The organism is Archangium sp. Cb G35 (genome assembly GCF_001896145.1).
Lineage (GTDB): Bacteria > Myxococcota > Myxococcia > Myxococcales > Myxococcaceae > Archangium > Archangium violaceum.
Genome location: NZ_MPOI01000030.1, coordinates 22,476 through 35,100, shown reverse-complemented (window position 1 = coordinate 35,100; position 12,625 = coordinate 22,476). Strand labels below are relative to the sequence as shown.

Genomic DNA, 12,625 nt, shown 5'->3' with positions numbered 1-12,625 from the left:
GTACTGGGTGGATACGCGGGGCGCTGGTCCATTGAAGAGGCCTTTCAGGGCAGCAAGAGCCACCTGGGTTTCGAGGAGCCGCAAGGCTGGAGTCGTCAGGCCGTACGGCGTACCGCGCCCCTGGCCATGCTCCTCTACAGCCTCACGGTGCTGTGGTTTGCCCAGGAGGGTCACGCCCTCTACCAGCCTCCCTTCCGGCCCTGGTATCGGCACAAGGTACGTCCCTCCTTCGCCGACATGCTCACCACCCTGCGCTACGCCTGCCTCCAGGCCGCAATTTCTGCGAACCCTCATGGCAACCAGGGTCGACAAAACCTCCTCCTGCTACTGCCCGGCTCCTTGAAGGCAGCGGCTTGAACGCCGCTAAAAAGTGCGAAACTCGAACTCAGGTCGGCGAGCTGCGCCTCGATCTGCTCGAGCATCGGGGCCACCGACGTCAGGAGCCGCTCACCAGCCTGGGTCAAGTTCACGCTTCGGGTCGTGCGGGTGAGCAGCCGGACCCCGAGCCGTTCCTCGAGTCCACGGATCGTCTGGCTCACGGCCGATGGGGAAACACCCAGCTTCGAGGCGGCTCGGGTGAAGTTGCCCTCCCGTCCCACAACGATGAAGACGTCGAGGTCATTCAGGCTGGGTCGAGCCATTGTGAAGCGCTCCTTACAATGACGTGAACCGTCTAGCACCTAATCGGCCAGCCTGGAAGCGCATAGATCATCACGCAACACGCAACACGCAACTCGTGACCGGCACGCACAGGCCGATCCTCTGCCCAGGAAGCTGAATAGGTAGCCATGCAAGACATCGGCAGCAGACCTATGGCGACAGCCACCATGACGAAACCCAAACCCATCGGAGTTGGCATCATCGGAGCGAACCCGGAGAGCAGCTGGGCGGCCCGGGCACACATCCCCGCGCTGCGTGGCCTCCCGGCCTATGAACTGCGGGCCCTGAGCACCAGCCGGCGCGAGACCGCTGAAGCCGCCTCCCAGAAGTTCGGCGTGCCACTGGCATTCGACAACGCCGCCGAGCTCGTGGCCCGGCCCGAGGTGGACCTGGTCATCGTCTCGGTGAAGGTGCCCACGCACCACGGGCTGGTGAGCACGGCGCTCCAGGCGGGTAAGGACGTCTATTGTGAATGGCCGCTCGGCAACGGGCTCGCCGAAGCCGAGGACATGGCGGCCCTCGCCCGGGCGCGTGGGGTCCGGGCCCTGGTGGGACTCCAGGCCCGCGCCTCCCCCACCGTGCGCTACGTGCGCGACCTCATCGCCAACGGCTTCGTGGGCGAGGTGCTCTCCACGAGCATCGTGGCCTCGGGTGGCGGAAACGGGGCCACGATCGCTCCTGGCGCCGAATACGTGCTCGACGAGCGCAACGGCGCCTCCCTGCTCACCATCCCCTTCGGCCACACCGTGGATGCGCTGTGCTGGTGCCTGGGCGAGTTCGCCGAGCTGAGCGCGACCTTCGCCATCCGCCGTCCGCAGGTGATCCTCACTGGAACGGACAGAATCCTGACCCAGACGACGGCGGACCAGGTGGCCGTCTCCGGAGTGCTCGCGAAGGGAGCGGTTGCCTCCATCCACTACCGAGGGGGCAGTTCGCGAGGCACCAACCTGCTGTGGGAGATCAACGGCACCGAGGGCGATCTCGTGATCAGCGGCGACGTCGGACACCTCCAGCTCACGCCGCTGAAGCTCTCCGGGGGGAACACGAAGCAGGACTTCGGCCCCCTGCCCATCCCCGAGCGCTACATACCAGCGCCCGGAGTGCCCGAGGGACTGGCCTTCAACGTGGCCCAGGCCTATGCCCAGTTCGCCGAGGACCCGGACTCGGTCCCGAGCTTCGAGGACGCCGTGGTGCGCCACCGGATGATCGAGGCGATCCGCACGGCGGCGCGCACGGGCCAGCGCCAGCGGCTCTGAAATCAATCGACTTCGGTAGCCGCCTTCATGCGCTCCCATTCCCGCAGGGCGACCGCCACGGGGTGGAGCGTGTGGATGCCCAGACGCTTGTGGTGCACCGCGACGTGGTACTCGCCTCCGATGGAGACGAAGGCAAAGGGAGAGGCGGGGTGGGCCAGCAACCACTGGCCTGCCTCCTCATGAGTGGCGAGGCTCGGCATCCGATGGGAGACCGTGTCTCCACGTGCGGCGAGGGCGGATGACACTGGCGGGCGCATTGGAAGGCCTTCCCCCATGTATGTTTCACCAAGGCGATCCGCACTTCCTCGTTAGGAGTGGGTTTGACTCAAGGCGGCGGGCAACCTCTATTGGAAGCGGCGGGCATCGAAGCCGCCCCCCTCAGTCCAGCTGGCCCTTGCCCTGCCGGAGCACCTCGATCTGGTCGCCGATCAACGACACCACCGTCGAGGGCTCCATCAGGCGCACACCACCATCGAGGATGAGATCCAACCCGTGCCCCAGCGCGTCCTTGATGTCCTTGGCGTCGATGAGGGGCTCGCCCTCGGCGTCCGTGGCCGAGGTGGTGACGATGGGCCTCCCCAGCGCCGCGGCCAGCGCCCGCGCCAGCTCCGCGTCCGGCACCCGGATGCCCACCTGCTTCTGCTTGGACATCATCACCTCGGGCACCAGCCGCGTGGCCTCGAGGATGAACGTGAACGCCCCGGGCGTCAGGCTCTTCATCGTCCGGTACGCGAAGTTGCTCACGTGCGCGTACTTCGCCACGTCCGACAGGTCCGGGCACAGGAACGACAGCGGCTTCTTCCTGTCCCGCCCCTTCAGTTGGTACAGCTTCTCGATTCCCTTCTTCGAGCCCAGGTCACACCCCAGGCCGTAGTAGGTGTCCGTCGGATAGGCGATCACCCCGCCGCTGGAGAGAACCTCCACCGCGCGCTGGATGTGCCTCGGCTGCGGGAACTCCGCGTTCACCTCGATGATCGGCGCTGACGCCATGACCGTGTCTCCTCAGGCCGGTCTCTAGTAGCGGCTATGAATGTACCTCGCCACTGCGCTGCAGGGCCCGCCGGGTGAGGACCGGGCCGATCAGCTCATGCGCGGTGATCATCGCCACGATGAGCACTTCCACTTGGGGCCCAAAGTCAGGGAAGGTCCGGGAGATGAGCGCCGCCAGGCCGAACGTCACGCCCGCCTGCGAGATGAGCCCCATCCACAGGTAACGCCCCAGCCGCGGATCATCCATCGGAGCGAAACGCCGGCACGAGCCGTAGATGGCCACGCCGCGCAGCGCCACCAGCAGCAGGGCCGCCGGGCCCACCGTGAGCAGCGCGTCCAGCTTGAGCCCCGCCCCGGCCGCGGCGAAGAAGAGCGCGAAGATGGGCAGGCCCGCCAGCTGGATGGCGTGGTGGATGCGCTCGCCCTCGCGCTCGTCCAGGTTGGCGATCAGCGCCCCGGCCGCCAGCGACACCATCAGCGGCGACAGGTGCAGGCGCGCGCCGGCCTCGGCCGAGACGAAGCACAGCCCCACCAGGAAGAGCGGCAGCTCGCGCTTCACCCGCCGCATGTACACCAGCATCACCACGGCCAGCAGACACCCCACCAGCACCGAGCCGAACAGCTCCCACCCCACCCCGCTCAACAGCCCCCCGATGTCCAGCCCGCCCCCGAAGCTCGCCCGCGTGAGGCCCGCCGCCAGGGCGAAGGCCACCATGACCACCAGATCCCCGATGATCACCAGGGCCATGAGGAACTCGGTGAAGCTGCCGCGCGCGCTCGTCTCCTGAACGATGGCGATCGTCACCGTGGGCGAGAAGGACACCACCACCGTGGAGATGAGCGCGCTGACGGCCAGCGCCTGTCCCACCGTCATGGGCGCCAGGAAGGGCAACACCGGCTTGAGGGCGAAGAGCGCCGCGAAGACGGCCAGGAACGTCACCCCGCAGACGGCGACGCACAGCGCCGCCACCTTGGCGCCCACCCGGCGGATGAGCCCCCACTGCAACTCCGTGCCCGCCACCAGCGCGATGAGGCTCACCGCCAGCCCCTTCACCAGCTCCAACCCCTTCACGCCCGCGCTGGGGATGAAGCCCAGCGCATAGGGCCCCACCGCCACGCCCACCAGCAGGTAGCCCGTGAGCCGGGGCAGCCCCATGCCCTTGGCCACCTTGCCGGCGAACAACCCGCACAGCAGCAGCGCCCCCGCGGCGAGCGTCACCGGCGTGCCCGTGTCCACCCGCCACATCTGCGCCCGGCCAATCCCCGCCAGCAGCAGCACCAGGAACAGCAACCGCAGGAGCGCCCCCTTCATGGCGTGCCTCCCTGCGCCGGGGTCGACGCCAGCACGTGGCGGAAGGCCTGGCTGCCGAGCACCTCGTTGATGACGGCCCCCGCCACCACCACGTCGAAGACGCGCTGGGACAGGGGCCCCGGCACCAGCACCAGGTACTCCACCACCAGACACAGCGCGAGCCCACCTTGAGCGATGAGCGCGTAGCCCAGCCGCGGCGGCAGCGCCAGGGTGCCCCCGGCGATGCGCTGTGCGATCGCCCCTCCCAGCACCTTGCCCAGGAAACGCAGGCCCAGGTACCCCGGCAGCAGCACCCACGCCATCACGTCCCGCGCCTGCACGTGGGCCCCCACCAGGAAGATCAACAGCAGGTACGAGGGCCGCTCGAAGCGCCCGAGCCCGCGTGCCGCCTGCTCCACGGCCCGGCCGCCCACCAGCGCCAGGGTGGCCCCGCAGGCCACTCCCGCCAGCAACGCCGACACCCGGAGGTACGCCGCCGCCCCGGATACCAGCGCCACCCCGCCCAGCAGCACCGCCATCAACTCGCCCTGATCCTTCAGCCCATGCATGAGGAAGGCGAGCAGTCCACCACACGCCATGCCCAGCAGCAGCGCCAGCGCCACCAGCCCCAGACCCTCCAGGGGATGGCCCGCCGCGCCGAAGATCAGCGCCAGCACGAGCACCCCCAGCCCCACCAGATCATCCAGCATGGTGAGCAGCGCCACGGACAGGCCGCTGCGCCGCTCCATGCGCCCGCTGCGGTAGCCCAGCACCGCGAAGTGGCCGGAGGACAGGCTCGCCGCCGCGCCCAGCAGCACCGCCGCGCCCAACGCGGCCCCGGGCGGCAGGCCCATGGTGAAGAGCAGCGGACCGGCCAGGGGCAGGGCTACCCACAAGAAGGCCGTACCGGCATGAGCGAGCGCCGCCGCGTACACCTCCCGGGGGAGCAGCCGCAGCAGCCGGGGCTCCAGGTTGAGGCCGATGATCACCCCCGCCACCCCGAGCCCCAGGGCCAGTACCGGCCGCAGGGCCGTCAGATCGTCCCAGGAGAGCACCCCCAGGGAGCCCGGCCCCATCACCGTCCCACAGGCGAGGAAGAGCAAGCCGCTGGCCGCCAGGTGCGCCATGGCCGGGAAACGGCCAGGGTCCAACACCGTCCGGCTCGAGGCCAGCAACGAGAGCGCCGCGATGGCGAGGAAGACGAGCAGCGCCTGCACGAATACGGTGATTACACCGCTCGTGGCGCTTCGTCACTCCCGGCGATGCATGGGGGCGGCGATCACCGGCAGGGCCACCAGCCGTCCCATCGGGGGATCGTCCGCATCCATTTCCAGTTGGACGCGCTGCACCAGCCGCTCCACCTCCTCGGCCGACTGGGACGGCAGGAGGCTCACCAGCACGAGCCGATCCTCGTCCGCCCCGAGCGCGAGGCTGCGCAGGCCGGCGAAGATGGGCACTTCGGCCGAGAGCGTGGCCGCGGCGCTTCGGGCCCGCACGACCAACGGCTCCGGGATACCGAAGTCCCGGAGCCGTCGGATGGCCCGCTCAGGTTGGTCCGCGTGGTCGAGGAACGCGAGGAAGAGGTACACGACCCGTGTCTATCCGGTCCGCGGCCCTTGCGTCACGTGCTACTCGGTGCGGCCTGGGCCCGGCTCGCCGGACGGAGGCGAGGCAGATGCTGTGGGCTCCTCCGCCGGTGCCGCCGGGGTCCCACCGGCCGCCGCCTCCTGCGCCGCCCGGGCCGCCCGCTTGCCCTCCTCGATCAGCTTCTTCACCTTCTGGCCGCCCTTACGGCCGATTTCCTCGTAGAAGTTCGGTCCCCGGGTGGCCTTCACCCGGTCTCCGCCCTTCTTGCCGATCTCCTCGTAGAACTTCGCCCCGCGCTCGGCCTTCACGGTCTCGCCGCCCTTGCGGCCGATCTCCTCGTAGAACGAGCGGCCCCTCTCGGCCTTCACCGTCGCTCCACCCTTGCGGCCGATCGTCTCGTAGAACTCCCGGCCCCTCTCGTTGCGGACGGTCTCTCCGCCCTTACGCCCCGCCTCGGCCACCGTCATGCTGCCCTTGTTGTCTTTGTCCTGCTGCATGTCGTCTCTCCTCCTACGTTCTCCCCTTCCCCGCCAGGGTGCCCCTTGCCCCAAAACTTGGGACGGAAGCGCCCCGATGCAAGCAAGCTCCGTACACCGCCAGCCGTTCGCAGTGGACAGAACCCAGGCAATCCCCAGGAATGACGCGGGGTTGGGGGCTCACGCTGTCCCGGCGGGCGTGACTACGGCCTGCCCGCCCGGACGCTTCAGTGTCAACAACACGCTAGTGCGTATTGCCGATTCCCGTTCGCTGTCACACCTTTCCCGCCAACCCAGAGTGGGAGGACGGCGTGAACGGGGGCGGTGGCGGAGGAATGGGTCTCAAGGGCTGGCTGAAGGTGCTGGCGCCGGTGCTGGCCTCCATCGGGGGGCTCACGATGCTGAGGCTGCTGGGCCCGGACTTCATCAACCAGAAGGACCTGACGGCCTTCCTGGCGCCCATGGGGAAGTGGGCGCCGGTGGCCTTCGTGTTCTTCCTGGCGGTGCGGCCGGTGACGCTGCTGCCCGGCCAGGTGTTCACCGCGGTGGGGGGGATGATCTTCGGGACCCTGGCGGCGACGATCTATTCACTGCTGGGCAGCTTCCTGGCGACGCTGCTCATCTTCGGGCTGTCGCGCTGGCTGGGGACGCGGTTGATGAAGCGCATGGCGGGCAGCCGCTACCCGGCGATTACCCGGGCGGCGAGGCGGCACGGCTTCAAGTTCGCGCTGCTGGCGTGCATCAACCCGCTGCTGCCCACGGACGTGATGATCGCGGCGGCGACGGCGGCCAAGGCGCGCTTCTGGCCGCTGGCGATGGGGGTGCTGCTGGGCACCATCCCGGGCACCTTCCTCACGGCGCAGTTCGGCAGTGGACTGGCGCAGGGGCGCACGGTGATGACGGTGGTGTCCGGCGTGGGGATGGTGGTGTCGCTGGGGCTGGGAGCGCTGCTCGGCCGCCGCATCTTCCGGGAGATCAGCGAGGACACCCCGGCCGACGAGCCGGAAGAGGCCGGGGCCAGCTCTCAACCGCCCCGGAGCCCGCCCCTGAGGATGAAGAGCCAGTCGGGGATCCGGCCCGCGCTGTCGACCGTCCAGGAACTCCCACCCGCGGGCCCATGAGCGAGGCCCTCGGGCCCATGAGCGCAGCCCGCGGACCCACTCCCTCGCCCTCCGGGAGAGGGTCGGGGTGAGGGTATCCGTCCCCGTGCTCCCCACCGCGAGCCCCCTCAGCTCCGGACCTCCGCGCCCTCGCGCTCCAGGGCGTCCAGGGCGGAGGTGATCGCCTCCACCAGCGCCGCCTCGTCGCCGGGGCCCTCGATCCGGGCCCCCTGGCGGGTGATGTAGAACGAGTCCACGGCGCGGTGGGCCTCGGTGGCCACCTTGGCGAGGGCAATCCCAGCGCCCGCGCGGGTGAGGGCCGAGGAGATGGCGTGCAGGAGGCCCACGCGGTCCGGAGCCACCACATCCACCACGGTGAAGTCGCGGGAGGCGCGGTTGTCCACCGTGACCTTGGGGGGCACGGGAGGCAGGTGCCGTTGCAGGACGGAGCCGGAGCGGCGCCGGCGCAGCACGTCCTCGATGGTGGTCCCCCCGGAGAGGACGCGCAGGAGATCCGTCCGGGCCACGCGCCAGCGGGAGCGCTCGAGCAGCAGCCCATGCGGGGGCCGCACGTCGAAGACGTCCAGCGCGAGCCCGTCCGAGGTGGAGACGATGCGGGCCGAGAGGATGTCGATGCGGTGGGCGGAGAGCACGCCGGCGAGCAGCGCGAGCAGACCGGGCCTGTCCTGGACGGCGAAGGACAGCTCGCTGTAACCGGCGTCGGAGTGGTGGCGCAGGGCGGCGGCGAAGGGGCGTTTCCGGGCGCACGCGAGCAGCCGCCCATGGAGCGTGGCGCGCGAGGGATCCGTCCCGAGGAAGTACCGCTCGGGGAGCACCTGTCCCAGCTCGCGCGCCCGGGGTTCGCCGAGGACACGGGCCCAGCGCGCGTGGAAACGCTCGCGCAGGTGCTCGGAAGAGCCCTCCCCTCGCGCGGCCGCCGAGCCCACGAGGTGGGCCCGGGCCTTGTCGTACAGCTCGCGCAGCAGTTGCGCCTTCCAACCCGTCCACATGCGCGGCCCCACCGAGCAGATGTCCGCCCAGGTGAGGAGGTAGAGGCAGGTGAGCTTCTCCACGTCGCCCACCTTGCGGGCGAAGTCGGCGATGAGGGCGGGATCGCTCAGGTCGCGGCGCTGGGCGGTGTGGCTCATCGCCAGGTGTTCCTTCACGAGGAACTCGGCCACCTCGCGTTGGCGGGGAGTCAGGCCCAGCCGCTCGCCGAGGGCCACCATGAGCAGGCGGCCCTTCTCCGAGTGATCGCCCCCCATCCCCTTCCCCGCGTCGTGCAGGAGCATGCCGAGGTAGAGCGGGAGGGGATCCTTCAGGTCGCGCATCTCGCGGGAGAGCTGGGGCTCCTCCGTGACGAGATCTCCAGCGCGCAGACACTGGAGGCGGCGCACGGCGAAGAGGGTGTGAACGTCGACGGTGTACACATGGTACAGGTCGTGCTGGTGGTGGGCGGTGACGCGGCCGAACTCGGGCACGGCGGCGCCGAGCACGCCGGCATCGTGCAGGGCGAAGAGGAGCTCGCCGCGAGTACCGGGCCGGGCGAAGAGGGCCTTGAAGGCGGAGGTGACGGCGGGAGTGGCGCGGGCGGCCTCGAGCGCGGGCAGGGCCTGCACGGCCTGCTCGCGGGCCCACGAGTAGAGGGGCAGCCCGTGCTCCTCGGCGGTGCGGAAGAAGTCGAGGATGGAGGCGGGCTCGCGGGTGAAGAGGCCCGGGTCCGGCAGGGTGAGTTTGCCGCGGAACACCTTGAAGGCACCGAGCCTGCGCTCGGGGAAGAGGGAGATCTTCCGGGCGGTGCTGAGCTCCTCGCAGCGGGCGATGAGGGCATCGGCGGCCTGGCGGAGGGCCCGGGCGGACAGGTAGTAGTCGCGCATGAAGGCCTCGACGGGCAGCACGGGGCCCTGCTGGTAGCCGAGGAAACGCGCCACCTCCTCCTGGAGATCGAAGGTGAGCCGATCCTCCTTTCGTCCGCGCAGGAAGTGGAGCTGGTGGCGGATGCGCAGGAGGAAGTCACGAGCGGCCTTGAGCCGCGCCACCTGCGAGCCGGGAAGGATGGACTGCTGGAGCAGGCCGGTGAGGCCGCGCGTGCGGAAGCGGACGCGGGCGATCCACAGGGAGGTCTCCAGATCTCTCAGGCCTCCATTGCCCTGCTTGAGGTTGGGCTCGAGGAGGAAGACGGAGTCACCGAAGCGCTCGCGGCGGGCGCGCAGTTCCTGGACCTTGTCCTGGATGTAGGCGTCGGCACGGTGGGTGAGGAGCTCCGGGAGGACGTCCTCGGAGAGGTGGCGGAAGACGCCGGCATCGCCCGTGACGAAGCGCGCGTCGAGCAACGCGGTGCGGATGGTGTGATCGGACTCGGCGGCGCGAGCGCACTCCTCGGGGCCGCGGGCGCTCCAGCCCACGGCGCGCTTGAGATCCCACAGGAGCGTGGGGAACGCGCGGGCCAGGGGCGCGGTGGCCTCCTCGGAGACACCGGGGCCGCGCAGGAGGAGCAGATCCAGATCCGAATGGGGAGACAGCTCGCGGCGCCCATAGGAGCCGAGCGCGACGAGGGCGAGGCCGGGAGGGGCGTGGTGCTCGGCGGAGAGCTCGGAGAAGAGACCGTGGACGAGCCGGTCCGTGGCGGCGGAGAGGAGGCGGCAGGTGGAGAGGCCCGCGGCCCCCTCGCGATGGAAAGCCTCGACGCGGGCATGGGCCTCGCGGAGGTATTCCCGGGCGCGGGCCAGCCGATCCTCGGGACCCCCGGAGCGGAACTCCGGGAGCGAGCCGAGAGCCTCGCGATGAGTGGGCGCGGGGGGCGGCGGGATGGGCGGGACGCTCATGGAGGAGGTTCTAGCCTGTCCCGTGCCCCCCGGCACTCCGGGTCAGGGCAAGGCGACCTTCAAGGGAGCGCAGTAGCCCGTGGCCGCCTGTTCCGTGCCTTTCTGGTAGATGCCGCTGTCTCCCCAACCCCAGACCGTGCCATCCGTGAGCAGGACGTGGGCGTACCGTTCGCCGATGCTCATTCCCGACACGCCGCTCAGGCCAACGAGCGGAGCCGGGATGGCGCCGTAGTTCACCGTCGAGGACGTGCAGTTGGAGCGGAAGTCCCCCCAGGTCCAGAGCGTGCCCTGGGTGCGCTCGATCGCCCCCGCGTGGGACGGGCCCGTGAAGACGGAGAACGTCCCCGAGCTCCACAGGTACGTCCGCACGGGCGTCGGATGGTGACTCGAGATGGCGTCACCCAGCGGTCCCACGCCCCAACCCCACAGCTCCCGCGTTCCGCGAATCGCCAGGGAGAAGGTGTCGCCCGCGGCGATGGAGGTCACGCCCGACATCGCCGTCACCTTGATGGGAACGTAGCTCGACTCCGTCGTCCCATTGCCCAGGCACCCCATCGAGTTGTCACCCCAGGTCCACACCGTGCCGTCGCTCTTGAGCACGAGCGCGTGTCTCTTTCCCGCGGCGATCGCCGTCACGCCCGTCAGGGTCCCCACTCGCACCGGGCGGGTCCGGTTGATGCTCGTGCCGTCGCCGAGCTGCCCGAAGTAGTTGTTCCCCCAGGCCCAGACGGTGCCGTCGCTCTTGCGCGCCAGGACGTACTCCCAGCCCGCGGCCAGCTCCGTCACGCCCGTCAGGCCAGACACCTGGACAGGGGTCGCGCTCGAGAGGGTGGTCCCGTTGCCGAGCACTCCCGTGCTGTTGTCACCCCACGCCCACACAGTCCCATCCGTGCGCAGCACCAGGGAGGACTGGCGCGTCGCATGCACCGACTTCACACCAGACAGGATCGTGGCCTGGACGGGAAGCGTGCTCACATAAGGCGAGGCCCCCGCGCCCAGCTGGGAGAAGTGGTTGTCACCCCAGCCCCAGAGGGTCCCATCCGCGCGCAAGGCGAGCGAGTGCATGCTCCCCGACGCGACGCTGGTGGCCTTGGAGCCGCTCACGTACGCCGGGGCCGGCGTGAAGACGAGATCATCGCGATCATCGTAGCCCCCGAGGGTGCAAGGACTCGCGGTTCCGCCGCGGCGCAGGGCCGCGCGGACGGCCTGCACCTTCGAGCCCACCGGAACCGTGTAGGTGGCCTTGAGGGTCGTCTCCGAGCCAAGGCCCGCCGGCGTCAGGGTGGTGATCAACATCCAGAAAGGGCTGGTCACGGACGAGGCGGCATAGATGTCCAGGAAGTTGCCTTGCGGCGTCGTGGGCATCCGGACCGTGACCTCGATGCTCGCCGGCCGGCCCTGGGTCAATGGCGTCTGGTCCTCGGTGAAGATGCGCACCTTGCGGATCCACTCGTCGTCCCAATAGGAGCCCTGGCTGCCATCCAGGCATGTCCCGCCCAGGGTGCTGGGAGGGTAGCGCTCGGAGATGACCTGCCCGCGGCCATCCACTTCCCTGCTCGAATCGCAGTTCCAGGTCAGGCCGTCGCATTTGACGGCCATCAGGGTGGGGTCGTAGACCGCGTCGACAGGAAAGGCGATCGGCGCCTGGGCCACGCCTGGCGAGCCGGGCACTTCCTCTCCAACGCCCGGACTCGCGAGGTCCGGCGCACCACAGGCCGCCAGGAGGAGCCCTCCCAGCAGCCCGGCCCACTTCTTCTTCTGGATGTCGTTACCGCTCGAATTCATGTGCCTTCCTCGATGATGTGGCAGACGGTCAGGAATAATCCGCCATCGCGTTGAGCGCGGCAATCGACGGAAAAGCCGACACGATATTCAACCACCGCGGAGTCTCGCGATTCCGGGCCCTTCGCCTCCTCACCGAAAACCATTGCGTACAACTCAATTGTGCGCAATGGTTCTGACAGCCAAACGTTGGAGGAGTCATGTCTCAAGCCGTTGCCGTGGCACGCCCGAGTGTCCTGAAGACCGTTGCACGCATCTGGCTGGGAGCATCCTTGCTCCTCGCTGGGGCGGGTCACCTCACGTGGGCCCGTACCGAGTTCCTGGCCCAGGTTCCGAAGTGGGTCCCCCTCGACGCCGACTTCGTCGTCCTCGCTTCGGGCGTGGTCGAGCTCGTGCTCGGGGCGGCGCTCCTCTTCGCGCGCCGCTGGCGTACGCAGGTCGGGTGGGTGGTGGCCGCGTTCTTCGTCGCGGTCTTCCCGGGCAACATCTCTCAGTACACGAACGGCATCAGCGCGTTCGGTCTCGACACCGACAGGGCACGGTTCATCCGGCTCTTCTTCCAGCCCGTGCTCGTCGCCTGTGCCCTGTGGTCGACCGGCGCGTGGGCCGCCTATCGGGAGTCGAAGCGCTCGAAGTGACGCCTCATCTGCTCGCCGGT

Annotated in this window: 12 protein-coding genes and 1 pseudogene; 4 read left to right on the top strand and 9 right to left on the bottom strand. The window is 69.6% G+C overall.

The genetic code is table 11. The features are described from left to right. Positions 1-357: pseudogene (locus BO221_RS56975) on the top strand (hypothetical protein); the annotation flags it as partial. Here BO221_RS56975 and BO221_RS56970 read toward each other — a convergent pair. Then, positions 291-641 (bottom strand): LysR family transcriptional regulator, encoded by a 351-nt coding sequence (locus tag BO221_RS56970; protein WP_083682790.1) that lies wholly within the window; start codon positions 639-641, stop codon positions 291-293. The pseudogene BO221_RS56975 and the gene BO221_RS56970 sit on opposite strands and share 67 nt — an antisense overlap. 186 nt (positions 642-827) lie before the next feature. On the opposite strand from BO221_RS56970, the gene BO221_RS51695 reads away from it, so the two are divergent. Then, positions 828-1,916, top strand: coding sequence for a Gfo/Idh/MocA family protein (locus tag BO221_RS51695; RefSeq protein WP_073568342.1), 1,089 nt, complete (start codon positions 828-830; stop codon positions 1,914-1,916). 2 nt (positions 1,917-1,918) lie between these two features. Here the strand turns inward: BO221_RS51695 and BO221_RS51690 are convergent, their stop codons facing one another. From BO221_RS51690 to BO221_RS51665, 6 genes are all read right to left on the bottom strand, one after another. Next, on the bottom strand, positions 1,919-2,173 hold the full coding sequence (locus BO221_RS51690; protein WP_233166653.1) for a hypothetical protein: 255 nt from the start codon (positions 2,171-2,173) through the stop codon (positions 1,919-1,921). Between the two features lie 121 nt (positions 2,174-2,294). Beyond that, positions 2,295-2,906 (bottom strand): L-threonylcarbamoyladenylate synthase, encoded by a 612-nt coding sequence (locus tag BO221_RS51685; protein ID WP_073568339.1) that lies wholly within the window; start codon positions 2,904-2,906, stop codon positions 2,295-2,297. Positions 2,907-2,940: 34 nt separating this feature from the next. Next, on the bottom strand, positions 2,941-4,218 hold the full coding sequence (locus BO221_RS51680) for a cation:proton antiporter (protein WP_073568338.1): 1,278 nt from the start codon (positions 4,216-4,218) through the stop codon (positions 2,941-2,943). Continuing rightward, the gene (locus tag BO221_RS51675; RefSeq protein WP_073568337.1) at positions 4,215-5,414 is read right to left on the bottom strand and encodes a sodium:proton exchanger; all 1,200 of its coding nucleotides are present in this window, start codon (positions 5,412-5,414) and stop codon (positions 4,215-4,217) included. The genes BO221_RS51680 and BO221_RS51675 overlap by 4 nt, the downstream gene beginning before the upstream one ends. Before the next feature lie 33 nt (positions 5,415-5,447). Next, positions 5,448-5,786: a hypothetical protein gene (locus BO221_RS51670; protein ID WP_073568336.1), complete on the bottom strand. Its 339-nt coding sequence runs from the start codon at positions 5,784-5,786 to the stop codon at positions 5,448-5,450. A gap of 39 nt (positions 5,787-5,825) precedes the next feature. Next, positions 5,826-6,281 (bottom strand): general stress protein, encoded by a 456-nt coding sequence (locus tag BO221_RS51665; protein WP_073568335.1) that lies wholly within the window; start codon positions 6,279-6,281, stop codon positions 5,826-5,828. 290 nt (positions 6,282-6,571) lie between these two features. On the opposite strand from BO221_RS51665, the gene BO221_RS51660 reads away from it, so the two are divergent. After that, positions 6,572-7,381 carry a TVP38/TMEM64 family protein gene (locus BO221_RS51660; RefSeq protein ID WP_233166651.1) on the top strand — a complete coding sequence of 270 codons (810 nt, stop codon included), beginning with the start codon at positions 6,572-6,574 and terminating at the stop codon, positions 7,379-7,381. Positions 7,382-7,488: 107 nt separating this feature from the next. Here the strand turns inward: BO221_RS51660 and glnD are convergent, their stop codons facing one another. Both glnD and BO221_RS51650 read right to left on the bottom strand, forming a co-directional pair. Then, positions 7,489-10,185: a [protein-PII] uridylyltransferase gene (gene glnD, locus BO221_RS51655; protein ID WP_073568333.1), complete on the bottom strand. Its 2,697-nt coding sequence runs from the start codon at positions 10,183-10,185 to the stop codon at positions 7,489-7,491. Between the two features lie 42 nt (positions 10,186-10,227). Then, a complete protein-coding gene (locus BO221_RS51650) occupies positions 10,228-11,970 on the bottom strand; it encodes a hypothetical protein (protein ID WP_073568332.1) in 1,743 nt (580 codons plus the stop codon). A 197-nt stretch (positions 11,971-12,167) separates the two neighbouring features. Between BO221_RS51650 and BO221_RS51645 the strand changes: the two genes are divergently transcribed. Then, positions 12,168-12,605, top strand: coding sequence for a hypothetical protein (locus tag BO221_RS51645; RefSeq protein ID WP_073568331.1), 438 nt, complete (start codon positions 12,168-12,170; stop codon positions 12,603-12,605). Positions 12,606-12,625: the final 20 nt, after the last annotated feature.

What these genes read in the sequence shown, in the direction of transcription:
- BO221_RS56970 (WP_083682790.1), bottom strand. Translation starts at nt 641, where the DNA reads ATGGCTCGACCCAGCCTGAATGACCTCGACGTCTTCATCGTTGTGGGA.
- BO221_RS51695 (WP_073568342.1), top strand. Translation starts at nt 828, where the DNA reads ATGACGAAACCCAAACCCATCGGAGTTGGCATCATCGGAGCGAACCCG.
- BO221_RS51690 (WP_233166653.1), bottom strand. Translation starts at nt 2,173, where the DNA reads ATGCGCCCGCCAGTGTCATCCGCCCTCGCCGCACGTGGAGACACGGTC.
- BO221_RS51685 (WP_073568339.1), bottom strand. Translation starts at nt 2,906, where the DNA reads ATGGCGTCAGCGCCGATCATCGAGGTGAACGCGGAGTTCCCGCAGCCG.
- BO221_RS51680 (WP_073568338.1), bottom strand. Translation starts at nt 4,218, where the DNA reads ATGAAGGGGGCGCTCCTGCGGTTGCTGTTCCTGGTGCTGCTGCTGGCG.
- BO221_RS51665 (WP_073568335.1), bottom strand. Translation starts at nt 6,281, where the DNA reads ATGCAGCAGGACAAAGACAACAAGGGCAGCATGACGGTGGCCGAGGCG.
- glnD (WP_073568333.1), bottom strand. Translation starts at nt 10,185, where the DNA reads ATGAGCGTCCCGCCCATCCCGCCGCCCCCCGCGCCCACTCATCGCGAG.
- BO221_RS51650 (WP_073568332.1), bottom strand. Translation starts at nt 11,970, where the DNA reads ATGAATTCGAGCGGTAACGACATCCAGAAGAAGAAGTGGGCCGGGCTG.
- BO221_RS51645 (WP_073568331.1), top strand. Translation starts at nt 12,168, where the DNA reads ATGTCTCAAGCCGTTGCCGTGGCACGCCCGAGTGTCCTGAAGACCGTT.